General features: G+C 49.5%; 23 protein-coding genes. 10 read left to right on the top strand and 13 right to left on the bottom strand.

All coding sequences use genetic code 11. From position 1 onward, the window contains the following. Positions 1–176: 176 nt before the first annotated feature. From H0248_RS16675 to rfaQ, 6 genes are read right to left on the bottom strand one after another with little or no spacing between them, the layout of a single operon-like run. Complete coding sequence (locus H0248_RS16675) at positions 177–1,079, bottom strand: hypothetical protein (protein ID WP_110163103.1); 903 nt, start codon at positions 1,077–1,079, stop codon at positions 177–179. Positions 1,080–1,108: 29 nt separating this feature from the next. Further along, positions 1,109–2,119: a lipopolysaccharide 3-alpha-galactosyltransferase gene (gene waaO / locus H0248_RS16680; RefSeq protein ID WP_180786761.1), complete on the bottom strand. Its 1,011-nt coding sequence runs from the start codon at positions 2,117–2,119 to the stop codon at positions 1,109–1,111. Between the two features lie 29 nt (positions 2,120–2,148). Continuing rightward, positions 2,149–3,231, bottom strand: a complete 1,083-nt coding sequence (gene waaB / locus H0248_RS16685; protein WP_110163101.1) for a lipopolysaccharide 1,6-galactosyltransferase — start codon at positions 3,229–3,231, stop codon at positions 2,149–2,151. A 21-nt stretch (positions 3,232–3,252) separates the two neighbouring features. Further along, positions 3,253–4,053 carry a lipopolysaccharide core heptose(I) kinase RfaP gene (gene rfaP, locus H0248_RS16690; protein ID WP_110163100.1) on the bottom strand — a complete coding sequence of 267 codons (801 nt, stop codon included), beginning with the start codon at positions 4,051–4,053 and terminating at the stop codon, positions 3,253–3,255. Between the two features lie 9 nt (positions 4,054–4,062). Continuing rightward, a complete protein-coding gene (locus H0248_RS16695; RefSeq protein ID WP_180786762.1) occupies positions 4,063–5,184 on the bottom strand; it encodes a glycosyltransferase family 4 protein in 1,122 nt (373 codons plus the stop codon). Beyond that, positions 5,181–6,254 (bottom strand): lipopolysaccharide core heptosyltransferase RfaQ, encoded by a 1,074-nt coding sequence (gene rfaQ / locus H0248_RS16700; protein WP_180786763.1) that lies wholly within the window; start codon positions 6,252–6,254, stop codon positions 5,181–5,183. The genes H0248_RS16695 and rfaQ overlap by 4 nt, the downstream gene beginning before the upstream one ends. 356 nt (positions 6,255–6,610) lie before the next feature. Here rfaQ and H0248_RS16705 point away from each other — a divergent pair, with 356 nt between their 5' ends. Then, entirely contained in the window at positions 6,611–6,835 is a 225-nt protein-coding gene (locus H0248_RS16705; RefSeq protein ID WP_180786764.1) for a type II toxin-antitoxin system Phd/YefM family antitoxin, read from the top strand. Next, complete coding sequence (locus tag H0248_RS16710; RefSeq protein WP_180786765.1) at positions 6,832–7,206, top strand: type II toxin-antitoxin system death-on-curing family toxin; 375 nt, start codon at positions 6,832–6,834, stop codon at positions 7,204–7,206. The genes H0248_RS16705 and H0248_RS16710 overlap by 4 nt, the downstream gene beginning before the upstream one ends. A 2-nt stretch (positions 7,207–7,208) precedes the next feature. Here the strand turns inward: H0248_RS16710 and H0248_RS16715 are convergent, their stop codons facing one another. The 4 genes from H0248_RS16715 to rfaD are packed head-to-tail and all read right to left on the bottom strand — an operon-like array spanning position 7,209 to position 11,498. Further along, entirely contained in the window at positions 7,209–8,468 is a 1,260-nt protein-coding gene (locus H0248_RS16715) for an O-antigen ligase family protein (RefSeq protein WP_219609239.1), read from the bottom strand. 26 nt (positions 8,469–8,494) lie between these two features. After that, a complete protein-coding gene (rfaC, locus tag H0248_RS16720; RefSeq protein WP_180786767.1) occupies positions 8,495–9,478 on the bottom strand; it encodes a lipopolysaccharide heptosyltransferase RfaC in 984 nt (327 codons plus the stop codon). Then, positions 9,475–10,542: an ADP-heptose--LPS heptosyltransferase RfaF gene (rfaF, locus tag H0248_RS16725; RefSeq protein ID WP_180786768.1), complete on the bottom strand. Its 1,068-nt coding sequence runs from the start codon at positions 10,540–10,542 to the stop codon at positions 9,475–9,477. The genes rfaC and rfaF overlap by 4 nt, the downstream gene beginning before the upstream one ends. Before the next feature lie 23 nt (positions 10,543–10,565). Continuing rightward, entirely contained in the window at positions 10,566–11,498 is a 933-nt protein-coding gene (gene rfaD / locus H0248_RS16730) for an ADP-glyceromanno-heptose 6-epimerase (protein WP_180786769.1), read from the bottom strand. A gap of 242 nt (positions 11,499–11,740) precedes the next feature. Here rfaD and H0248_RS16735 point away from each other — a divergent pair, with 242 nt between their 5' ends. Together H0248_RS16735 and tdh are read left to right on the top strand one after the other, a co-directional pair. Further along, entirely contained in the window at positions 11,741–12,937 is a 1,197-nt protein-coding gene (locus H0248_RS16735) for a glycine C-acetyltransferase (RefSeq protein WP_180786770.1), read from the top strand. Positions 12,938–12,947: 10 nt separating this feature from the next. Beyond that, positions 12,948–13,979 (top strand): L-threonine 3-dehydrogenase, encoded by a 1,032-nt coding sequence (gene tdh, locus H0248_RS16740; RefSeq protein WP_180786771.1) that lies wholly within the window; start codon positions 12,948–12,950, stop codon positions 13,977–13,979. Between the two features lie 51 nt (positions 13,980–14,030). Here the strand turns inward: tdh and H0248_RS16745 are convergent, their stop codons facing one another. Then, the gene (locus H0248_RS16745; protein ID WP_180786772.1) at positions 14,031–14,978 is read right to left on the bottom strand and encodes a divergent polysaccharide deacetylase family protein; all 948 of its coding nucleotides are present in this window, start codon (positions 14,976–14,978) and stop codon (positions 14,031–14,033) included. Positions 14,979–14,980: 2 nt separating this feature from the next. Next, entirely contained in the window at positions 14,981–16,282 is a 1,302-nt protein-coding gene (envC, locus tag H0248_RS16750) for a murein hydrolase activator EnvC (protein ID WP_180786773.1), read from the bottom strand. Between the two features lie 244 nt (positions 16,283–16,526). On the opposite strand from envC, the gene H0248_RS16755 reads away from it, so the two are divergent. The 6 genes from H0248_RS16755 to H0248_RS16780 all read left to right on the top strand — a co-directional run bounded on the left by H0248_RS16755 (position 16,527) and on the right by H0248_RS16780 (position 21,708). After that, positions 16,527–16,958 carry a rhodanese-like domain-containing protein gene (locus tag H0248_RS16755; RefSeq protein WP_180786774.1) on the top strand — a complete coding sequence of 144 codons (432 nt, stop codon included), beginning with the start codon at positions 16,527–16,529 and terminating at the stop codon, positions 16,956–16,958. 187 nt (positions 16,959–17,145) lie between these two features. Beyond that, on the top strand, positions 17,146–17,616 hold the full coding sequence (gene secB, locus H0248_RS16760; RefSeq protein WP_014913761.1) for a protein-export chaperone SecB: 471 nt from the start codon (positions 17,146–17,148) through the stop codon (positions 17,614–17,616). After that, the gene (gene gpsA, locus H0248_RS16765; RefSeq protein ID WP_180786775.1) at positions 17,616–18,635 is read left to right on the top strand and encodes an NAD(P)H-dependent glycerol-3-phosphate dehydrogenase; all 1,020 of its coding nucleotides are present in this window, start codon (positions 17,616–17,618) and stop codon (positions 18,633–18,635) included. Before secB ends, gpsA begins: the two co-directional genes overlap by 1 nt. 142 nt (positions 18,636–18,777) lie before the next feature. After that, positions 18,778–19,599 carry a serine O-acetyltransferase gene (gene cysE, locus H0248_RS16770; RefSeq protein ID WP_039278732.1) on the top strand — a complete coding sequence of 274 codons (822 nt, stop codon included), beginning with the start codon at positions 18,778–18,780 and terminating at the stop codon, positions 19,597–19,599. A gap of 307 nt (positions 19,600–19,906) precedes the next feature. Then, a complete protein-coding gene (pagP, locus tag H0248_RS16775; protein WP_180786776.1) occupies positions 19,907–20,560 on the top strand; it encodes a lipid IV(A) palmitoyltransferase PagP in 654 nt (217 codons plus the stop codon). A 248-nt stretch (positions 20,561–20,808) separates the two neighbouring features. Further along, the gene (locus H0248_RS16780) at positions 20,809–21,708 is read left to right on the top strand and encodes a carboxylate/amino acid/amine transporter (RefSeq protein ID WP_180786777.1); all 900 of its coding nucleotides are present in this window, start codon (positions 20,809–20,811) and stop codon (positions 21,706–21,708) included. On the opposite strand, the gene metR is transcribed toward H0248_RS16780, so the two are convergent. After that, positions 21,614–22,549, bottom strand: coding sequence for an HTH-type transcriptional regulator MetR (gene metR, locus H0248_RS16785; RefSeq protein WP_014913764.1), 936 nt, complete (start codon positions 22,547–22,549; stop codon positions 21,614–21,616). The two genes, H0248_RS16780 and metR, sit on opposite strands and share 95 nt — an antisense overlap. Positions 22,550–22,634: the final 85 nt, after the last annotated feature.

The raw sequence follows: 22,634 nt of genomic DNA on the forward strand, positions 1-22,634 counted from the left end.
ATTGTACAAAAAATAGTTACGGGAAACAGCCTATTTGAACTTGGGCGGAGCTCGAAATTCTCACGTACTATATGTACGCTCTGGTTTCTCCGAGCTGTCTGATTCCACATTGATTAGTGTCAAAAAACGTCTATTGGGGTATGGTCTTAATAATATTTAAAAGTCATTTAATATTGTTACGACTCATGAGTGGGGCGCGTATCAGGCACGATTTCAAATTTTGAGCGTGGGTGTGCGCCATTTAGTGTAAATTTGATTAAGTTTTTAGTTTTTTCCAAATTATTTTTTAATCTCAAAAAATCTCTTATACATACCCATAATGTACTTAGCGTTGATTTTTTGGAGTAAGCCTGGCGGATGAAAAATTTAAAATAGAATATTTCCATGTTCCTGAAACTACTTGTTGCTTCCTCTGGATTAAAAATAGCAAATGAATGGTGTACATTATTAATGCAATAAATTTCAATTGGTATCCCGCTATCGAGCATCAAATTTATTGTGCGAAAGAGATCGCTATCGATGCCATAAAATGCCAATCTCTCTTCAAACGCATACTTACGAAAATTGACAATTTTTCTAATCATTCTAGCTGATAGCGTAATACCTGACATAACAGAGTTTATACGGACTTTAACTTTTCCCTCGTTAATCAGCGTTTCGTCATCACCATAGACGTGTGGATAGTTCTGGACGAGTATGCCATCTTTCTCCGCAATGATTATTGGAACGATTATATCTCGATCGCGATGTAGATGTATATTCTGGAAAAATCTCGTTGGTAAGGAAGTATCTTGATCTAAAATAGATATAAAATTGTAATTTCTTTCTTTAGATATAAAGTTATAAACCTTGGATAGCGCGAGATTCCTTGTGTCTTGATAAATTCTTACATTGATATTTTTAGAGGCACAAGTGGAAAAAAAATTTTGTATATCATTTTCTTCTAATAGAATTGGGCCATTATTCCATATATTAATAGTTAGACTAATATTGTCCAGACTACAGTCAGTGATACTCTGCAATGTTTCAGATTCTATAATTCTTGAATTATAAAGTATTACGATAGTCGTTATATTCATGATGATTAATTTATATCCAATAAACCAGATTAAAATTTAATTTTTTTTATAAAGTATAATATAAAAAAACGAATATAATTCAATATCTTGCCTTGGTGACGCATGTGCTTGGCACAGTATCTCAGTTGGGTTGACGATTTTGCCTTTTCCAACGGTGAGTTTTCCCAAGGAGAATGTGATTTTGCAATTTGAAAATAGTGGCTGTTAGGATAATTAGCCCATTCGTGCCAAGGTTTTGTGGGCCCGATATAATGAATAAAAATGACGTTATCTGCAATAAAATGCGTCGTATCTTTATTTAGTTCGTAGTTAATACTATATTGATTATTATATTTTTTTGTAAGGAACAAAATTTTATCAACAAACAATATGTTTAAAATATCTTGATCTAAAAATGAAATTTTGTTTTTAACTTCATCACTGTCAAGCAGAACCATGGCTTGACGACTAATATCTTCTTTTCCCCATTGAGAAATATTTATCAATAGAAAACCTGCATTAAAATAACCAGCACTGATCCGCTCATCTCCCAGCGCCTGTGCACGTTTGGTCCACCACGGGTTCTCGCCTTCAGTTACTACTGCGGCAAGATGATTCTCCAGTTTCAGTTCAACTAATTCATCTACGTTTCCGTTACAGATTATATCTGCATCGAGGTAAAGAATTTTATCTTTTAATTCGTAAAAGTAGTCGGCAATGATAAATCTGAAGTATGTAGCGTAAGACCAGTTCTTTGTGCTGGGAAGTGACTTTAGTTCGTCACAATTCACAATATAAATTATGATTTGAGTATTGTATTGATGACTTAGTTTAGTGAATTCATCTCTATTTTTTTTATCAAAAAAATCAGTGAAAACATGAAATGTGAAATTTGTTTGCTTATTGTTCAGTAAAATGGATGCTATAGATATCCCGCAACCAAAAATGAAGTTTTTGTCAATTCCATAGGCGATGTCTAGCGTTTTTTTCGACGCGTCTAAAGATATATTTTCGTTTAAAATAAACTTATTGATAATAACTGTTTGAGGGGTAAAATACATGCTTTCACCATTATACGTTGTGCAATTAATTATTTTTGTGATGCTGTGTTTATGACACTTTTAAAGGTACGATAATAGTTATCATCATAAAAATCATGAATAGAGATTTTTATTATTTGTACATCAGGTGTCTCCCTACTCACAATAATTGAAGAGAGAATCGCTTGCAAAGCGTTCAGATCCCTCACAGGATAAAGCTGCCCATTGATACCATTCCTGATGATATCTTCCGGCCCAGAAGGGCAATCACTGCTAACACAATAGATACCATAAGACATGGCTTCAAGTAACGTCATGGGTAGCCCCTCAAAGGCAGAGCTCATGACGAACGCGGAAACATTTTTAATATTATTTTGTACATATTCCCATGGCGCTGCATGCCAACCGTGCCAGTGGATGTGTGCGGCAATGCCCAATTTTTTAGCATACTCCTGACACGTCTGAGCATCAGAGCCATCACCAATAAAATGGCATTCCCAATCACCTGTCAGCCCAGAAAAAGCGACCAACATATCTTTGAGGCGTTTTTGCCCTTCAAACTTAAGCCGTCCGACGTAGATAAATATGGCTTTTTCCGCCTCGGAGGGAGGGGGGATCACCGTGGTTTGTGGTGTTACTGGATTGAAAATGACCGCAACACGATCGGCAGGAACGCCGCGATCGACCAACTGTTGTTTGATGCCGGAACTGATCGCCAAGTGGTAATTGGCAGCCAACACGTGCTCTGAATGCTTTTTATGGTCAAGTGAATAGTGTATCCAAGAGACCAGCGGCAATGTTTTCTTGCTTGCGCGAATGGCTTGTGCCGCTACACGGCATGAAGGTGAATCAAAGGCAATAACGACATCCGGTTGGCTCTGTTTAATATGATGTGCCAACGCACTGGCATGACTCAGTCGACGTAGAAATGAAATCTTGATGTTTGAACGGTGGCAAACGAATTTTTTCCCTTCGAGCCATGCTTTATCCATGCGGTCATCGCGACATAAAAAATATAGGGTGTAGTCGTTTTTTGTCTCGACGTCATTTTCAAGAAAACCCGTTACTTTTTTCAGCACGGTTTCTATACCGCCGAACCCAGAAGTGGCTTCACCAACAAAGAGTATGTTCATAAGTGTTATCAGGCTAAGGCCTTACAAAGCCTTGCGCTCCGTTCGCACGCGAATCTTTTCTGCCTTTACACGTGCTTGTTGAAATAGAGGCTGTTCGTGTTGCAATGTTGTACGCAACGTTTGCCGATCAAAATAGATCGTTAAAAACCACAGTAAATCGTTTTTGGTTAAACCAATGTCGGTCGATGAAAAATAGAGGCCAATAAGATCTTTATTCCGCCAGCGCAGAGGAACACGATCGCGAAGTTGTGCTCGATGTAAATCAATAACTGAAATTTTAAATTGCGTGTCTGTGGGTTGATAAGGCAGATGCAGTAAAAAATGGCAGATATAACAATCGCGGTGATTAATCCCCGCAGCGTGCATGTCGCGTACCATTTCTGCAACGCGACGGATAAGCCGACGTTTTTCTTTCACAGAGGGCGGATTAGCCAGCCAGTTTGCACAATAGTCTTCCAGACTCATCGAAGGGTTAAGATCTTCGGTAATTATGAAAGAATGACGTCGTAGTGGGTTTAACCCACGTTGGCCGAATCCAATACCCTTCATGGTATCTACACCCAGATCTGCCAGACGATGGATGGCTTGCCATTCACGATCGGCACCGAGTACAGGCAGTCTGAGTGATAGCAAATTCTTTAACGCTTCTTTGAGCGCGGTGCCACGATGTATTTTGATGAAGTAGGATTTTTCTTTTAGTACAAAACGTAGCGTCCGGCGACTTTCCAATGCGCGAAAAACGTCGCCATCCAATTTTTCAACTTCTTCGAAGGGATCGCGATCTTTCCATTCCGATGCAAACGGCTCTTTTAGTTCAATCATGCTGTTTATTCACTCATCACTGCCTGAAATCAGCATCGCTGCTTTTTCAGGCAGGCTGTATAAATCTTCGCTATCGGCGAAATGGCGGGCGTTGTTAGCCCAGTTCAGTAATGTTTCCGGCTGATTCAGAGCATCATGTAGGGCCATATTCAACGATGTTTGTGCATAAGGTGAAGGGATAACAGCCCCTGCCCGCGCCTTGTCTATATAGGGCGCGTAGCCACACACGTCAGTCACCATCACCGGTAGTCCAGCGGCTATCGCTTCAAGTAGTACAATTCCCGCAGCTTCCTGATAAGCTGGATGCATCAACAGGTCTGCTGCGGCCATGAAATCAGGGATGTCATCACGTCCTGAAAAGAAGCGTACGTTATTTTCAATGCCACACTGCTTGGCCAATGACAGATAGCGCTCCGGCTTATCTTGCCCGACAACGAAAAAAATGACTTTCTGGCGTAATCCGTCAGGTAGACTCGCGATAGCCTGAATACTGCGTTCCACACCTTTACGTTTAAAATCAGATCCTACCTGAAGTAGGAAGATAGCGTTGTCGTCGATGCCTTGTGCGCGGCGAAAGGTTTGTCGAATGTCAGGTGCTTGACGGTCGTATTTTCTGTCGAGAGCGATGCCTGGTGGCAAAATAAAAAAGCGTTCATCTTGTGTGTTGTAGTGCTTCTTGAAATCTGCGATTTGTCGCTGCGTTAACATCAGCATTTTTGTGTGGCTATCGCGTTTAAAGACTGCCTTTTCAAAGGCGGCATAATGCCTGTAGCGTGGCATTAAGCGGTAGATTGCCCCTTTCTCTTGCTCGACTTTCTCGGCATAACAAACATCGGCAGCATAGTAGAAATCCAGCCCTGGCATTTTATTAAAACCAACAATCCGATCGACAGGATAGTGTTGGAGATGGCGTTGAACCCATTCACTATAACGCTGATTTCGTCGGTTATTGCTCATACCCGATACGGGAACGACAATAATCTCAAGGTTATCTGGCTGCTCACCTTGCCATGATAAAACATAGACGCGGACCTGATGTCCCAGCTTTACGCAAGCTTGAGCAATACTATAAAAATCACGTTGCAGTCCGCCGAAAGGGAAATATTTATACAGGCAGATGGCAATATTCATTGCACTTCCTCGTTTGTCGAACGATCTGCTAATAGACTATTTACCGCTTGAATAACCTCTTGTGCAGGGATGCAGGAAAGGTATTTTTGGTTCCTATCGAGATTTTTTCTTTCCGGCATCGGGTGATAGTCCCCAGCCCAAATAACGATACTATTGTCAGACCAGGGTCGCCATTTCTTGTGATCCGTTGGCCCAAATAGACAAACTACTGGGGTATCGAGCGCAGCTGCCATGTGCATGGGAGCAGAGTCGACACCGAGATAAAGTTTGGCTCTATCGATTAATGCGGCGAGTTCCAGAAAACTGGTTTTACCTGCAAAGGTTATATTCGGTTTGTGCTTGCATAGAGCATAGATATCTTGAACAACATGAAGATCGTCCTGAGACGGGCCGCAGGTCAGTACCACTTCGATGCCTCTTACTTTCAGGTCGTCGATGACAGTCGCAAATTTATCATTGTCCCAGCATTTAAAAGACTGTCTCGCCGTAGGCTGGATGACAATATAAGCTTGTTCACGTAGCTGTGGAGAGAGGCTGAACATACGATCGGCATCTTCCTCTCTGTAATACAGCGACATTCGATCTTTTTGCGTGGTCGGCTGTAAGTCGAGAGAAGAAAGCACGGAGCGGTTTTGCTCAACAATATGCGCCCCCATTGGCGGAACGCAGGTGCTGAAAAAAGAACGCCACATCTTTCCCTTCAGATTATTGCCCCGATCGAGAGCAATACTGTGACATCCCAATGATTTCACCAATAGGGCAATTGGCCACTGGTCAGCTAAATTGACGATCAGATCGTAATTGTTTTGCTTAAGTTCGAGCCTGATTCCCTGGAAATTGCGGATCTTTTCCAAAAGCGTGCCAGTCTTTCTTTTGAGGCCATAAAGCTGATGTATCTCTGGATTGGCGGAGAGAATTGGCATCGTATCCTGATACAGCAATACATCGATTTTGGCGTCAGGGTAATTGGCTTTCAGCGTGCTGATGAGCGGAGTGGTCAGCAGCATATCGCCATGATATCTGAGCTTTACCACGAGAATCCGGTGATAAGGGATGATGCGTTGACTCACTCGTTTTCCTTCATGTCATCAAAAGGTTAATTTTTACAGGCACGCTACCGCCTTGGCTTAACAGCGACCAAAAGGCTGATCCTATCCATGTGGTGTGACAGCATGGATAGCTAATTTTTCCGCTATGGTACTAAAACCCACCCCCCTCTCACAGTAGTAATTACTATTATATCCGTCATCTTGAAAGCTGCGCAGAGGTTACCTTTATCCACAGATTTCCGACCACCGCTGGTTTTTTGTTGTCATGCCCTCTCTCGTTTGTCGAAAAGATGTTGAGCGCATTGAATTGACAATTATACCGACTTAATTGTACAACTTAATTGAGATTAACCCGAAGCAATTTAAAGGAACATGCTATGTTGACCATGACTTTCTCTGATGTTCGTCAGAAATTTGCCAAAGTTCTGGATACGGCTATCACGCAGCCAGTGACGATTACCCGTCGTTCAGCGCCAGATATGGTGGTCATCACGGCGGCACAGTTTGCAGAGTTGCAGCAGGCTAAATTTGAGGCTTCCCTTACCAAGGTAATGAGTAAGCCAAAGAATCAGGCGCTGTTTAAGGAACTCGCTGATAAATGATCTTCTTCTTAACCGTTGAACAGGTCATCGCTATTCACGACAGCCAGTTAGAAACCTATGGCGGTTTGGCAGGGTTTAGGGATATTGGTTTGGTGGAAGGTATGGTTGCCCGTGTTGAGAATCTTCACTCATACCAAGGTGAGAATGACCTACACGTGATTGCCGCGTCACTGTTGCTTTCTATAGCGCGCGGGCATGGCTTTAATGATGCGAATAAAAGGACTTCGGCAGCCGCGGCTATGGTGTTTCTTGATATGAATGGCGCGTCAATGACTCCGTCAGAAAACTTTGCTGATTTCGTGGTAATGGCTGCACAAGGGGGTTACGACGTGCATACCGTAGCGGAAGCATTGAAAAAACTCGCCGATTAGGATCATTTCTGCTTTAACCATTTTCCAGTCAGCGTTGTGCCAAGACAAAACGCCATCAGCCACGCAATCAGCATGTCTCGTGAATAGAGAATGACATCGCTAAGTCCATACATCAGTAAGGCAAAAAGCAGCGCAGCAGAGAGGTGGCTGCGTAGAACAAAACACGAAAAATAAAATAAAGAGGCATAGAGCAACACAAGCAATATTGCTCCTGGTAATCCCTTGAGGGAGAAGGCATCAATCACGTCGTTATGCAGATGGACATTCAAATATCCCAACGCGCCTGATAATTCAGACTCTTGCTTTGCTTGTGCAACGATTCGTTCTGCACGCTGTTCGGCGGATTGTCCGAACAGGGCTTCTTCTCCTGCCTCGATACCGGATTGGTACATCGCAATACGCGCACCCACCGAGGTCATGCTGTTGTCCATACTATAGCTGTGTATATCGTTGATCAGGTCGTTGACACGTTGATAAAGCGTATTCTGGAAGAGGAATAAACACAGGAGAAGCGTGGCGGCTGAGCCGACGAATGCTTTAATAAGCAGGCGTTTATTATGCCTGACTTCTGACAATAAAATGGTCGCGCCGACAATCGGGTAGACGAATATCGCTGCCCGCGTCTCTGTTAGCAAAATAGCCACCATCACTAACAGAAAATGCCCCAGATAAAGGTAATATTTATGCGGTGAATCGAGTTTAAGCAGTGCCTGTGCGCTTAAGGCGCCAATGAACGTCAGAAAATAGGCTGCGCTAGTGGCCGTGCCAAATACCAGCCCAATGCGATGCATTCCACTGAACCATGCCTGATAAAATGCATAGCCTAACGCTAGCACACAAATGACGAGCATATAGGCATGTAACCGTTGTAGCTGACTCCTTTGTGAAAGATGCAAGACCGTTAGCAGGGTAAAGGCACCCAGAATACCAGCATGGGCAGATGTCCTGTAGGCGTTATACACATAAGGTAAAAGGCTATCGGGTTGATAATAGTGGTGATACCAAATGAGATTGGTTAAGCCGATAGCCAGTAGGCAAAGTGGAATCAGTAACAGCCGCTTAGCCGCTATTACTGTTCTTAAGTGTGTCGCCACATAAAAAACAGATAGCGAGCCCGTGAGATAAAAAAGCCACCCGGCAATAATGCTACTAAATGGCATCACGGCTAATGTGAGTAAACAGCCGGGGAAAACCGCTTTAAGCGCGACAGCCGAACTTATGCTGGGCGTTTTTCCCAGTTCGTACCTTAATTCATTGAGCATGTATTTGTTCACAGTCGGGAGCGATATCACTCGCCTGATGCTGGTAATTCTATCAGCTTCTCTAATTTCTGATGGACGAGGCTAGCGGGAATAGTCTCCATTTTCTGGCTTTCAGACATTTCCACCACCTGATTCATCCCGTAGCCGCCAATCAGCCCCGGGTCGGTTGGCCCATATAAGGTGATATTTGGGCGATCCAGCGCTGCCGTCAGGTGGCTAAGCCCGGTATCGACGGAAACGACGACTTTGGCGCCAGCTAATACCTCGGCGACCTGTTGCAGCGTGAGGCGTGGTAAGACTTCGACATGTGGAAAGCCTTCCGCCAGTCGTAAGGCGCGCTGGTGCTCATGCTCCGCTCCCCAGGGGAGTTTGATGCGTAATCCACTCGGTGCTAATAGCGCAATCAGTTCACGCCAGTGCGCTTCCGGCCAGTGTTTTTCATCACGCGTCGTGGCGTGGAGAAACACCAGATAGCGATTAGCGTCTGCGGGCGATTGGGAGAGAAAACGCGAGGCAATCGCATAGTCGCCGCGTTCGGTGGGTTTCCGATAGTTCAGGCTGGCGGCAAACAGCTCCCGCACGCGCTCGACGGCATGCTGCCGACGGCTTATTGGGTGGCGGTAGTTATAAAACCAGCTTGCCAGTGGTTCACGCGCACTTTTGCAATCCAATCCGTGCTTCTTTCCGTTGGCGAGTCGCGTAACCAGCAGCGCGCTTTTAATCAGCCCTTGCGCATCAATAATCGCATCGTAGCGATACTGGCGTAGCTGGTGTGTGAACTCTGCACGCTCCTGACGTATCGGGGCGCTGAACCAGCTTTTGCGCCAGCGGCGTATTGCGACAGGGATTACGCGAGAAACCGCCGGGTGCCAACTGGGAACTTGCGCGAAACCTTCTTCAACTACCCAGTCGAACTGGATACCGGGAATAGCCTGCATTGCATCGGTTAAGGCGGGCAGCGTATGCAGCACATCGCCCATCGACGATGTTTTTACGATCAGCACTCTCATGCGTCCGCTCCCAGAATGAGACTTTCTCTTGGAACGATATACTTATCCAGTGCGCTGAGTACGCGTTCGGGCTGAATGTCGATCAAACTCTGGTGGTAACCCTGTTCGGCATCGCCTTTGCGCACCCGGTGATAGCCGGTAATCAGGCGAATCACCTCGGCCTGATGGGACAGCGGCGGGGTAAAATCGGGGCTGCTTGGGCCATAAAGCGCGACAAGCGGACGATGAAGTGCCGCCGCAACGTGCATGAGCCCAGAATCGTTGCTGACGACAGCGTGGCAGGCGGCAATGAGTACAACCGCCTGTTCCAGCGAAGTTTTCCCCGCCAGATTGCTGCAATGCTGTCGTGCATCTTCCGTCAATCCTTGAAGGATATCATCACAGGCCGAACGGTCATTGGCCGAACCGAACAGCGCTATCTGGTAGCCGCGCTCGATCAGTGATTGTGCCAACGCCGCATAGTGATAATGCGGCCAGCGTTTGGCGGGGCCGAACTCGGCACCGGGGCAAAAGCCGATGATAGGGCGCGCATCGCTGAGATCGAAGGCCTGCATCATGTCCACAATTTCGGCCTGATTGACCTGCAACTGCGGCCACAGTAGCGGCTGCGGTAAGTCTTCGGCCCGACGAATACGGCTACGATCGTAGGCTAACGCGGTATAGCGCTGAACCATCAGCGGAAATGCGGCTTTATCCAGCACGCGTGCGTCGTTCAGCAGCCCGTAACGCATTTCGCCACGCCAGCCTGTACGCTGCGGAATCTTGGCAAAGAAGGGGACCAGTGCGGATTTAAAGGAGTTAGGCAGTACGTAAGCGCGGTCATAGCCCGCATCGCGCAGCGATACGCCAAGACGGCGACGTTCGCCCAGCTCCAGTGCGCCGTGACCTAGCGGCATGGCTAACGCCTGATTGACTTCCGGCATCCGTGCCAGCAGCGGACGGCACCAGGCCGGTGCCATCACGTCAATGACCGCTTCCGGGTGTTCAGCCTTCAACGTGCGATAAAGGCTGTGCGACATCATCATATCGCCGACCCAGGAAGGGCCGATGACCAAAATTTTCATACCGCTTATGAATCCTTATCCGATTAAACGGTACGGTTCAGCCAGGCCATATATTCCGCCACGCCTTCGGCGACGGTTTTGAACGGCTTGTCATAGCCAGCAGCACGCAAATTGGTGAGGTCGGCTTGTGTATAAGCCTGATAGCGGCCTTTCAGCTTTTCAGGGAACGCGATGTATTCCACGCTGCCTTTTTTATGGAAGGCGAGGGTGGCGTCCGCGACAGCCTGGAAGGATTCGGCGCGACCCGTACCGCAGTTGAAGATGCCGGAAACACCGTTTTGCCAGAACCACAGGTTGACGGCCGCGACATCACCGACGTAGATGAAGTCACGTTGGAAGTTCTCGCTACCGGAGAACAGCTTCGGATTTTCACCCTGATTAATCTGGTTATTCAGGTGGAATGCGACGCTCGCCATGCTGCCTTTATGGCCTTCGCGCGGTCCGTAGACGTTGAAATAGCGGAAACCGCAGATCTGCGATTCAGCTTCTGGCAGAATTTCACGCACGTACTGGTCGAACAGGAATTTGGAGTAGCCGTAGACGTTCAGCGGCTGCTCGTATTGACGCGCTTCGATAAAGTTATCGTTGCGGCCGCCGTAGGTTGCGGCAGAAGAGGCATACAGGAACGGAATGTTGCGATCGAGGCAGTAGTGCAGCACGTCTTTAGAATACTGATAGTTGTTATCCATCATGTATTTGCCATCCCACTCGGTGGTGGAAGAGCACGCGCCTTCATGGAATATGGCATCGATATCGCCCAGATCGTCACCTGCAACGATGCTGGCGATGAAATCTTCTTTATCCACGTAATCTGCGATGTCCAGATCGACCAGATTGGCGAATTTGGTGCCGTCTTTCAGGTTATCGACAACCAGAATGTCCCGATAGCCGATGTCATTCAGAGATTTTACGATATTGCTGCCGATAAAACCGGCACCGCCAGTAACGATAATCATGGGCGCGACCTTTATTAATCTTGCCGGTGAGGCACCGCGCCCCACACTGTTTATGACCGCTATAATAGCATTTCATTTTACCGCAAGCAGCCAGAGCTTAATTTATCCCGTGTTGCTCCCACGTTTTTAAGATGATTCAGGCCGTGACGAAGCCAGCATTTTCAGACTGTTTACCCCGCATTTCTGCCCACATCCGCTAGCTTAAAAACCATAACGCAATCTTTTTATGGGAGAGTGACGCTATGCCTGCCGCGTTTTATCAACAACTTACTGCACAAATTATGGCTGCACGCACCGAAGGCGTGTTCAAGGAGGAGCGCATCATTACCTCTGCGCAGCAGGCTGAAATCGAGGTAATGGACAGCAACCGCCTGCTCAATTTCTGTGCCAATAATTATCTTGGTCTGGCGGACAGCCCTGAGCTGATTGCCGCAGCAAAAGCCGGATTGGACAGCCACGGTTTTGGTATGGCTTCGGTGCGGTTCATCTGTGGAACGCAGGATATCCATAAAGCGCTGGAGCGTAAGCTGGCGGAGTTTCTGGGAATGGACGATGCGATTCTCTATTCCTCCTGTTTTGATGCTAACGGTGGGCTGTTTGAAACGCTGATGGGGCCGGAGGATGCGATTATTTCCGATGCGCTTAATCATGCCTCAATCATCGACGGTATTCGGCTATCGAAGGCGCGGCGCTACCGCTATGCCAATAACGATATGAGCCAGTTGGAAGCACAACTGCAACTGGCCATAGCGGAAGGGGCAAGACACGTCATGATCGCCACCGACGGCGTTTTCTCGATGGATGGCGTCATTGCCGATTTGCAGGGGATTTGCGATCTGGCGGATCGTTATGACGCGCTGGTGATGGTGGATGATTCGCATGCGGTGGGATTTGTGGGCGAACAAGGGCGCGGAACGCATGAACGCTGTGGCGTGATGGAGCGCGTTGACATCATCACCGGGACGTTAGGCAAAGCGCTGGGTGGCGCATCGGGCGGTTATACGGCGGGCAAGCATGAGGTGATCGACTGGCTGCGCCAGCGTTCTCGACCCTATCTTTTTTCCAACTCGCTCGCCCCTGCCATTGTCACCGCGTCGCTCAGGGTATTGGATTTGCTGGAACAGAGTGGCGAACGGCGTGAGCGTCTGTGGACAAATGCCCGCCTGTTCCGTGAAAAGATGACGGCCGCAGGGTTCACGCTAGCGGGAGCCGATCACGCCATTATTCCCGTCATGTTAGGTGAGGCGCAGCTGGCACAGGATTTTGCGCAGGCGCTACAGCGGGAAGGTGTTTATGTCACCGGCTTTTTCTATCCCGTAGTCCCCCTCGGTCAGGCGCGTATTCGCACCCAAATGTCGGCCGCCCATACGCCGCAGCAAATTGAATTCGCCGTCGAGGCTTTTATCCGCGTGGGCAAACGTCTGGGTGTGATCATCTGAGGAAACCATCATGAAAGCATTGGCAAAACTGCGGTCGGAAGAAGGCATCTGGATGGTGGACTCGCCCACGCCGGAGCTCGGACATAACGACATCATGATTAAAATCCGTAAAAGCGCGATCTGTGGAACGGATGTGCATATCTATAACTGGGACGAATGGTCGCAGAAGACGCTTCCCGTTCCGATGGTCGTCGGGCATGAGTACGTTGGCGAAATTGTCGCTATCGGTCAGGAAGTTAACGGTTTTCATATTGGCGATCGGGTCTCTGGCGAAGGGCACATTACCTGCGGCTACTGTCGCAACTGTCGTGCCGGACGGCGTCATTTATGCCGCAATGCTATCGGTGTCGGTGTAAACCGTCCCGGTTCATTCGCGGAGTATCTGGTGATTCCTGCCTACAACGCGTTTCGCATTCCCGACAATATTTCTGATGAGCTGGCCGCCATTTTCGATCCTTTCGGCAACGCGGTGCATACCGCGCTTTCCTTTGATTTAGTGGGGGAAGATGTCTTGATTGCCGGCGCAGGGCCGATAGGCATGATGGCTGCGGCGGTGTGCCGTCACGTTGGCGCAAGGAATGTCGTGATTACCGATGTGAATGCGTACCGTCTGGATCTTGCCAGTAAAATGGGGGCCACACGCGCCGTCAATGTGGCAGAAGAAAAGCTGGCGGACGTGATGATGGAACTAGGTATGACCGAGGGGTTTGATATCGGTCTGGAGATGTCGGGTGCGCCATCGGCCTTTCGTGCCATGCTGAAAGCGATGAATCACGGTGGGCGCATCGCTATGCTGGGTATTCCGCACGAACCGATGTCGATTGACTGGGGAGAGGTGATTTTTAAAGGGCTATTTATCAAAGGTATCTACGGACGGGAAATGTTCGAAACCTGGTACAAGATGTCGGCGCTGATTCAGTCTGGACTGGATTTGTCACCGATTATCACCCACCGCTTTCACATTGATGAATTTCAGAAAGGGTTCGATGCCATGCGCTCGGGTCAGTCGGGCAAGGTGATTCTCAATTGGGATGAGACATGACCCTGCCGAAGCGAACCCGTGCGATGGCAAAAGAGAAACGCGCGCCTGACATTACGGTTGTTTGGATGCTTCGGTCGCGGCTGGCGCAATCCAGGTCTGCCAGCGGTGCTTGATAAATAGCACGGGGGCGCTTTCCCGAATGCTGCTACTCACCAGCTTGAAGAACACATCGTTCTTCACCGGTTCCGGCGGCTGTTTGACGTGGCACTGCGGTATACCGCGGAACGGATTACGTGGTTTGACTGGCTGCTGCGGCTGGGGCTCATACTGCCGCGCCGGTTCATTCAGCAACTGGCTGGGGCGGACTAAGACAATATCGGTATCCAGTGTAGGCAACATCTGCTGCAAGACGCGGATGGTTGCAGGATGGGGATGCCCGATAGCGATGGCGGAACCGCTGTGGCGGGCGATTTGCACCGCACGGGTAAACTGTTTGCGAATCTCGGCTTCGTTTTGCGAGTCATCCAAAAAGACTTTGCGTTTGATGACCTTAACGTTCGTTCCTGCCGCGGCCTGGCTTGATTGGCTGCTGCCAATGGTCATGCTATCGAGGAAATAGAGCGGGTAGGCGCTCAGCGCCTGCATGACTTTTTGCATACCCGGCAAGCTGGCGGTCATCGCGCTGCCCATATGGTTATTCAACCCCACAGCGTAAGGCACGTTATTAACCGATTGGCGGATAATGCGCTGAATTTCTTCGCTGCTCATGTCCGGGCGTAACGTATCGCGCTCCAGCGGCTGCTTGCTCATCGGTGCCATCGGCAGATGGATCAGCACTTCTCGCCCTTGCTGGTGAGCTTTGGTCGCCATTTCGCGGGCGTACGGCGCATTGGGTAAGACCGCGATGGAAATCGCTGTCGGCATTGCCAGAATCTGGTTCTCATTATGCGGGCGATAGCCGAAATCATCGATAACGATGGAAAGTTTTCCGGCCAGTGCCAAAGGAGACAGGGCGAGCAGGCTCAACGCCAATAGTGGTGTTTTGGTTAAATAAGACAAGACTATCTTCCCAGCCAAGGTTGTGGATTGACCGCCTGACCCTGGCGACGGATTTCAAAATACAGTCCAGGCTGGCTCTGGCCGCCGCTGGTGCCGACCAGCGCAATGGGCTGGCCTGCCTTAACCTGAGCGCCAACGGAAACCAATGCGCTCTGGTTATAACCGTACAGGCTCATATCGCCTTTACCATGCTGCACAACAACGACCAGCCCGTAGCCCTGTAGCCAGTCGGCCATCAGTACGGTTCCGTCGGCGATCGCTTTCACTTCCGTTCCTTCCGGTGCGGTAATCACCATACCCTTCCAGCGCAGCTCGCCCTGCAACGGTTCACCGAAACGATGTTCAATACGTCCATTAACTGGCCAGATGGCTTGACCTAAAGGTCGCCCTAAACCGCCGGTTCGGGCCATGAGTGAGCGTTCACCTTCAGTCGGTTTGTAACTGCTGCCGCTGCGTTTGGCTTGCTCTTCTTTAGCGCGAACTTTGGCGGCCTCGCGCGCTTCCCGTTCGGCACGGGCTTTCGCTTCTCGCTCAGCGCGGGCGATCTGATCGCGCAACCGCGTTTCATTCTGGCGCAGTTCCGTCAACTGCTGCTGATCTTTTTCCAGCGAGCTTTCGAGCGTCGACAGCGTTTTCTTCCGATCGGACTGTGCCTGCTCCAGCGTCTGTTGCTGTTGCTGTTGGTCGCCCAGCAGCGTTTTTTGCTGTGCCTGTTTTTGTTCCAACTGACGCTTTTGGTCAGCCAGCTCTACGCGCGTTTGCTGCAATGCGTGGATAGATTTCTGCCGTGCTTCATTCAGGTAGCCGAAGTAGGCGAGGATGCGCTCGTTGCGCTGGCTCTCTTCTCCGCTCAGCATTAATTGCAGTGCGCTGTGCTGGCCTTGCCGGAAGGCGGCGTCAAGCTGACGGGAAAGTAGCGTTTGTTGCTTATCCTGCTGAGATTGCAGTTTGGCGATAGAGGCGCTGAGGCTGGTTAATTCTTTATTGAGCGTGGACAGCGTATTGCGCGTTTCATGCAGTTGACGACTGGCCTGAGAGATGGACTGCTCCTGCTTTTTCAACTGCTGGACTAAGGCACTGCGTTGCTTTTGTTGTTCTTGAACGCTTTTTTCTTTCGCGGCGATATCGTGTTGCAGGGTCTTAAGCTGTGCTTGATTATCTTCAGCCTGGCCGAGCGCGGGCAACAACAAAACGCCAACGCAGAGCGCGCTGACGCAGCGGGTGAGTAGCCTGTGTAATGCGGATAACTGGCGATCGGCGCTACATGCTACTCGACTCTGGACAAATAACGCGTTTTTACTCATATCGATAAATTATTCCACGATGAACAGCGGCTTACCAGTTGTCTCTTGTCTGATTTCTATTTCCAGACGTGACAAGCATGGCACAAAGGCGCATGTCTATGCGTATCAATGATAGATAAATGGAAAGCGCGCCGCAGATTAGATACGCTATATTGGCTTACTAGCTGTAATTGCCGTATCGCGCAGGTATACTCAGGAACCTTATATTTTTGTTGCTTAACTGATCCGGGAGCCGTTACACCCCATGCAAGAGATTATGCCATTCGTTAGCAAGCACCCTATTTTGAGCATCGCCTGGGTTGCGCTGTTGGTTGCGGTCATTGTACTTACTGTGAAGAGTAAACTGTCGAACGTGAAAGAAGTGGTTCGCGGTGAAGCGATCCGACTGATTAATAAAGAAGAGGCTGTCGTCGTTGATATCCGTAACCGTGACGACTATCGCCGTGGCCATATTGCCAGCGCATTTAACTTGTTGCCGAACGACATTAAAAACGGCAGCGTAGGTGAGCTTGAAAAACATAAGTCGCAGCCGATTATCGTGGTGTGCGCCAACGGCCTCTCTTCGCGCGAAGCGGCCGAGAATTTGTATAAAGCCGGTTTTGAGCGTGTGCAGGTACTGAAAGACGGCCTGGCTGGCTGGAGCGGTGAGAATCTGCCTTTAGTTCGCGGCAAATAAAACGGTTTGTGGTAAAACTATCCGCATCGTGCCAAGTGTATCAATTATACACCGTGAAAATGGCGGCGATTTTGCAGGATAACCGACAGGCTGATTGCAGTACGACAATGACAAAAATGTGCTGACGTCCGCCCACTTATGACGACGGAAGACGTCAAGATAATCTAACAAAAGGGTATTACTTAACATGTCTGAACAAAACAACACAGAAATGGCTTTCCAAATCCAGCGTATCTACACCAAAGATATCTCTTTTGAAGCGCCGAATGCGCCTCAGGTGTTCCAGCAGGAATGGCAGCCAGAAGTAAAACTGGATCTGGATACGGCCTCTAGCCAGTTGGCTGATGATATCTATGAAGTCGTACTGCGCGTGACCGTAACGGCTTCTCTGGGTGAAGAAACTGCGTTTCTGTGTGAAGTTCAGCAAGGTGGTATCTTTACCGTTGGCGGTATCGAAGGAACTCAACTGGCGCACTGCCTGGGTGCATACTGCCCGAACATTCTGTTCCCTTACGCGCGTGAGTGCATTACCAGCCTGGTTTCTCGCGGTACCTTCCCGCAACTGAACCTGGCACCCGTTAACTTTGATGCGCTGTTCATGAATTACCTGCAGCAGCAGACCGAAGGTGAAGGCGCTGCGCAGCATCAGGATGCCTGATGAACGCGTCTGACGCTTCAATGACCGTCATCGGTGCCGGCTCGTACGGCACCGCCTTGGCCATTACGCTGGCGCGTAATGGCCATCGAGTCGTGCTGTGGGGTCACAACCCTGCGCACATTCAGGCGTTACAGGCCGCTCGCTGTAATCAGACATTCCTGCCGGATGTGCCTTTCCCCGATTCGCTACAGCCGGAAACCGACCTCGCGCAGGCGCTTGCTGCCAGTAGAAACGTGCTGGTCGTTGTGCCGAGCCATGTGTTTGGTGATGTCTTGCGTCAATTGAAACCTCACTTGCGTGCCGATGCGCGTATCGTGTGGGCGACCAAAGGGCTGGAAGCGGAAACAGGGCGCTTGTTGCAAGATGTCGCACGCGAAGCGTTGGGCGAAACCATCCCACTTGCGGTGGTATCCGGCCCGACATTCGCCAAAGAATTAGCGGCGGGTATGCCGACGGCGATTGCGCTTGCATCAACGGACCGCGAATTTGCTGACGACCTGCAGCGGTTGCTGCATTGTGGGAAGAGCTTCCGTGTTTACAGCAACCCCGATTTTATCGGCGTGCAGTTGGGTGGAGCGGTGAAAAACGTCATTGCGATCGGTGCTGGGATGTCTGACGGCATTGGATTTGGCGCGAATGCGCGTACCGCGTTGATCACCCGCGGGCTGGCAGAAATGACTCGACTTGGCGCAGCGCTGGGTGCGGATCCTACCACCTTCATGGGGATGGCGGGGCTTGGCGATCTGGTGTTGACCTGTACTGATAATCAGTCCCGTAACCGGCGCTTCGGTATGATGCTGGGGCAGGGAATGGATGTACAGAGCGCGCAGGATAGCATTGGTCAGGTGGTTGAAGGGTATCGCAATACGAAAGAGGTGCTGGCATTAGCACAGCGCTACGGCGTTGAGATGCCGATTACTGAGCAACTCTGGCAGGTGCTGTATTGTGGGAAAGACGCCCGAGAGGCAGCGCTGAGCCTATTGGGGCGCACGCGTAAAGACGAAACCGCCAGGTTATAAAACACGTCGTTCCATGCTGGGCTTCCTAATCTGGGAGGCTCATAGTATCTTCGTTTTCTTGTATACGAGCAGTGGTGCTAATCAGCCCGCTGTTTGAGAACAGATATACGTTGTGGTGTGTGGTATCTCGGAGAGTAAGGTAATGTCGACAGAAGAACTGGAACTGGTCTGGATCAATATCAAGGCAGAAGCGCGCAGTCTCGCGGACTGTGAACCGATGCTGGCCAGCTTTTTTCATGCCACATTGCTGAAGCACGAAAATCTGGGTAGCGCATTGAGCTACATGCTGGCGAACAAACTGGCAAATGCGATCATGCCTGCAATTGCTATTCGTGAAGTCGTGGAAGAAGCCTACCGCGCCGATCCACAGATGATCGTTTCTGCCGCGCGTGACATTCAGGCCGTTTGCCTGCGGGACCCAGCGGTGGATAAATATTCGACGCCGCTGCTCTACCTGAAAGGATTTCATGCATTACAAGCTTACCGCATTGGTCACTGGCTTTGGTCGCAGGATCGTAAAGCGCTGGCGGTCTATTTCCAGAATCAGATCTCGGTTTCTTTCGGTGTCGATATTCACCCAGCGGCGAGAATCGGCTGCGGGATCATGCTCGATCACGCAACGGGCATTGTGATCGGCGAAACGGCTGTCGTTGAAAACGATGTTTCCATTCTGCAATCCGTGACGCTGGGCGGTACGGGTAAAACGAGTGGCGATCGTCACCCTAAAATTCGCGAAGGCGTGATGATTGGCGCGGGCGCGAAAATTCTGGGGAATATTGAGGTGGGTTGTGGCGCGAAAATTGGCGCGGGTTCTGTTGTGCTGCAATCGGTTCCTCCACATACGACGGCGGCAGGGGTTCCGGCTCGTATCGTCGGTCGTCCGGAAAGCGATAAACCCGCTATGGACATGGATCAGTATTTCAACGGGATCAATCGCGGTTTCGAATATGGTGATGGTATCTAATCCCACGGCATAGGCGATTCATCGTTCTTGCTATCTCTCTGATACGGGTTCCAACCAGAATATAAACCGCCGATAAATAAGGTGGTTTTTTGTTATTTCAGCTAGGAAACGTCTGAAAGCGGAACGGAATTCACTATCTATTTAAGCAAAGTTGCTGTTTATCTCTTCATAATAGGCTGTTTTGGTTTCCCGCCTATATAGGCAGATGACGTAAACTGAACTATATATTCTGGTAAGAACCAAAAATAGTTTTGTTTGGATCACCTTTGTTTGAATGGAATCGTGACGCTGTTACAGAGAACCTTATATGTATTTGAAGCGAATTTTAATCACGTTGAGTTTGATTACACTACCCGTTGTCCCTTTTTTGAGTTACGCAGCAGAAAGCATAAATAATGTAGGGATAAATAATACGAGTAGCACGGCAAATCTCGCACCTGTCGCGGTTGATTCCAATGAGTCGGCGTCGGATAAGCAGGATGAAAGTTGGTGGCAGAGAAGTAAAAATAATCTGTCTACGACCTGGAATTCGCCGCAGAGCCACGATATTTATATCCCGACGATCACCTGGCATAACCGCTGGACGTACGATAAAGAAAAGACCGATAAATATAATGAAAGGCCGTGGGGCGCGGGCTATGGTGTTTCCCGCTTGGATAAGGATGGGGACTGGCACGGGCTTTATCTCATGGCATTCAAAGACTCCTACAACAAATGGGAGCCTATCGGTGGCTATGGCTATGAAAAGCGCTGGCGGCCAACCAGCGATCAGGATTTTCAACTGGGGCTGGGTTTTACGGCGGGTTTCACTATGCGTGATAACTGGAACTATATTCCAATTCCCGTCTTATTACCTTTGGCATCAATAAGCTACAGCAGGCTCTCTTTCCAGGCGACTTACATTCCCGGAACATACAATAACGGTAATGTTTTCTTTGCTTGGTTCAGATGGCAGATTTAATTCCACGGTCACAGGGTCTCTTTATTTGATAAAAAGAGGCCCTATTTTTTGCTAAAAGAGCAGCACTGACAGAATATATTTAATGACGTGGATGCTACCTGATAAAGATTATTTAACGCCGCCTTTCTCCGTTGTTAAGCGTATTTTTTTGTTTGTTTGCTATTTAATCTAATGTAAACCACATTGACTGAAATTCATTCAGCCATCTCCGTTACAATGGTGATACTTTTTCCTAAGCGGATGTTGTTGTGCCATTACTTACTATCACCACTATCTTGTGGGCATTTTCATTCAGCCTGATTGGCGAATATCTGGCGGGTCAGGTTGATAGCTGGTTTTCTGCGATGTTCCGCCTGACGGCGGCGGCAGTGGTGTTTTTGCCGTTCCTACGCCTGCGGGGTTACAAGCCACGCGTCATTTTCTTGTATCTGTTAGTGGGTGCTTGCCAACTGGGTATCATGTACCTGTTCGTATTCCAGGCTTACCTGTACCTGACCGTACCTGAGTTTTTACTCTTTACGGTGATGACGCCGCTGTACGTGACGCTGATTTACGACCTGCTTGCCCGACAGCGCCTGCGCTGGGGCTACGTGATGAGCGCTCTGCTGGCGGTATTCGGGGCGGCGGTGATCCACTATCACGGCGTGAGTGCACATTTCTGGTGGGGATTCCTGCTGGTGCAGGCAGCTAACGTGTGTTTTGCCGCCGGTCAGGTGGGTTATAAGCGTTTGATGGAGCTCTATCCGGTGCCGCAGCACTGCGCGTTTTCCTGGTTTTATCTGGGGGCGGCGATTGTGACGATAGCTGCATGGCTGCTTTTCGGCAATCTGGATAAATTACCCACTACAACCTTGCAGTGGGGCGTGTTGGTCTGGTTGGGGATTGGCGCTTCTGGCCTGGGGTATTTTATGTGGAACTACGGCGCAACTCAGGTCGATGCCGGAACGCTTAGCATAATGAACAACTTTCACGTGCCGGCTGGGCTCTTGGTCAACTTCGCTATCTGGCATAAAACGCCAGACTGGCTGAGCTTTATCGTGGGGACGATAATTATTACGTCCTCACTGTGGGTACACCAGCGTTGGGTCGTGAAGCGTCCTTCACAAATGGTAAGTGCTCACAAGCGTGCTGGCGCGCCGAACGAATAAACGCATCAATCACCGGTTGGCGCTGCTCTCCGTCACGGACGGCGGCGTACAACCGGCTCCACAGCCCGTCCCCCAGCGATTTAGTCACAATCAGTCCCTGACGCTCGAAGCTTTCCACCACCCAGTGCGGTAGCGCAGCGATGCCCATGCGGGCGGCGACCATCTGAATCAGCAGCAGCGTATTATCCACGCTTTTCAGCGTCGGACTGATGCCTGCTGGTTGCAAAAAGTGACGCCAGACGTCCAGTCGTTGTCGCTGTACCGGATAAATCATCAGAGTCTCGGCGGTGAAATCCTCCGGTTCAATTTTCTCTTTTCCTGCCAGCGGATGGTCGGGAGCCAGCACCAACCTGACTTCAAAATCAAACAGAGGTGAATAGTGCAGGCCACTGCGCGGCATGATGTCGGAGGTCATAACCAGATCTAGCTCGCCTTGTTGAAGTGCTGGCTGAGGATCGAACGTCACGCCTGATTTAAAGTCCATCGCCACCTGCGGCCAGTGCTGATGGAACTCGTCTAGCGCAGGCGTCAGCCACTGAATACAGCTATGGCACTCAATGGCCAGACGTAGCGTGGTTTGGTGTGGCTCATGGCATGACTGCAACGCCTGCTGGATTTGCGGCAACACCTGCTCTGCGAGCTGCAACAGAATTTCTCCCTGAGGCGTAAAGCGCAGCGGCTGGCTTTTACGCACGAATAGCCTGAACCCAAGGCGCTGCTCCAGATCGCTGAACTGGTGGGATAACGCCGATTGAGTTTGGTGAAGTGCAGAGGCAGCGGCGGCTAACGATCCGGTATTGCGCAGTGCTTGCAGCGTTCGCAGGTGTTTGAATTCGATCATGAGAGTCCTTCACAGTGACAGTGAATAAATTGCGCTTGTGCTTACTACACTACCTGCGGATTATGGATGTGTAAACATCTGGACG

The organism is Pectobacterium brasiliense, assembly GCF_013449685.1.
Classification (GTDB): domain Bacteria; phylum Pseudomonadota; class Gammaproteobacteria; order Enterobacterales; family Enterobacteriaceae; genus Pectobacterium; species Pectobacterium brasiliense_A.

Coding starts and splice junctions, on each gene's coding strand:
- H0248_RS16710 (WP_180786765.1), top strand. CDS start 6,832: ATGATCTTCTTCTTAACCGTTGAACAGGTCATCGCTATTCACGACAGC.
- H0248_RS16695 (WP_180786762.1), bottom strand. CDS start 5,184: ATGAATATTGCCATCTGCCTGTATAAATATTTCCCTTTCGGCGGACTG.
- H0248_RS16715 (WP_219609239.1), bottom strand. CDS start 8,468: ATGCTCAATGAATTAAGGTACGAACTGGGAAAAACGCCCAGCATAAGT.
- H0248_RS16675 (WP_110163103.1), bottom strand. CDS start 1,079: ATGAATATAACGACTATCGTAATACTTTATAATTCAAGAATTATAGAA.
- rfaF (WP_180786768.1), bottom strand. CDS start 10,542: ATGAAAATTTTGGTCATCGGCCCTTCCTGGGTCGGCGATATGATGATG.
- tdh (WP_180786771.1), top strand. CDS start 12,948: ATGAAAGCATTGGCAAAACTGCGGTCGGAAGAAGGCATCTGGATGGTG.
- rfaC (WP_180786767.1), bottom strand. CDS start 9,478: ATGAGAGTGCTGATCGTAAAAACATCGTCGATGGGCGATGTGCTGCAT.
- secB (WP_014913761.1), top strand. CDS start 17,146: ATGTCTGAACAAAACAACACAGAAATGGCTTTCCAAATCCAGCGTATC.
- gpsA (WP_180786775.1), top strand. CDS start 17,616: ATGAACGCGTCTGACGCTTCAATGACCGTCATCGGTGCCGGCTCGTAC.
- metR (WP_014913764.1), bottom strand. CDS start 22,549: ATGATCGAATTCAAACACCTGCGAACGCTGCAAGCACTGCGCAATACC.
- H0248_RS16735 (WP_180786770.1), top strand. CDS start 11,741: ATGCCTGCCGCGTTTTATCAACAACTTACTGCACAAATTATGGCTGCA.
- waaB (WP_110163101.1), bottom strand. CDS start 3,231: ATGAACATACTCTTTGTTGGTGAAGCCACTTCTGGGTTCGGCGGTATA.
- H0248_RS16755 (WP_180786774.1), top strand. CDS start 16,527: ATGCAAGAGATTATGCCATTCGTTAGCAAGCACCCTATTTTGAGCATC.
- rfaD (WP_180786769.1), bottom strand. CDS start 11,498: ATGATTATCGTTACTGGCGGTGCCGGTTTTATCGGCAGCAATATCGTA.
- waaO (WP_180786761.1), bottom strand. CDS start 2,119: ATGTATTTTACCCCTCAAACAGTTATTATCAATAAGTTTATTTTAAAC.
- envC (WP_180786773.1), bottom strand. CDS start 16,282: ATGAGTAAAAACGCGTTATTTGTCCAGAGTCGAGTAGCATGTAGCGCC.
- rfaP (WP_110163100.1), bottom strand. CDS start 4,053: ATGATTGAACTAAAAGAGCCGTTTGCATCGGAATGGAAAGATCGCGAT.
- cysE (WP_039278732.1), top strand. CDS start 18,778: ATGTCGACAGAAGAACTGGAACTGGTCTGGATCAATATCAAGGCAGAA.
- pagP (WP_180786776.1), top strand. CDS start 19,907: ATGTATTTGAAGCGAATTTTAATCACGTTGAGTTTGATTACACTACCC.
- H0248_RS16705 (WP_180786764.1), top strand. CDS start 6,611: ATGTTGACCATGACTTTCTCTGATGTTCGTCAGAAATTTGCCAAAGTT.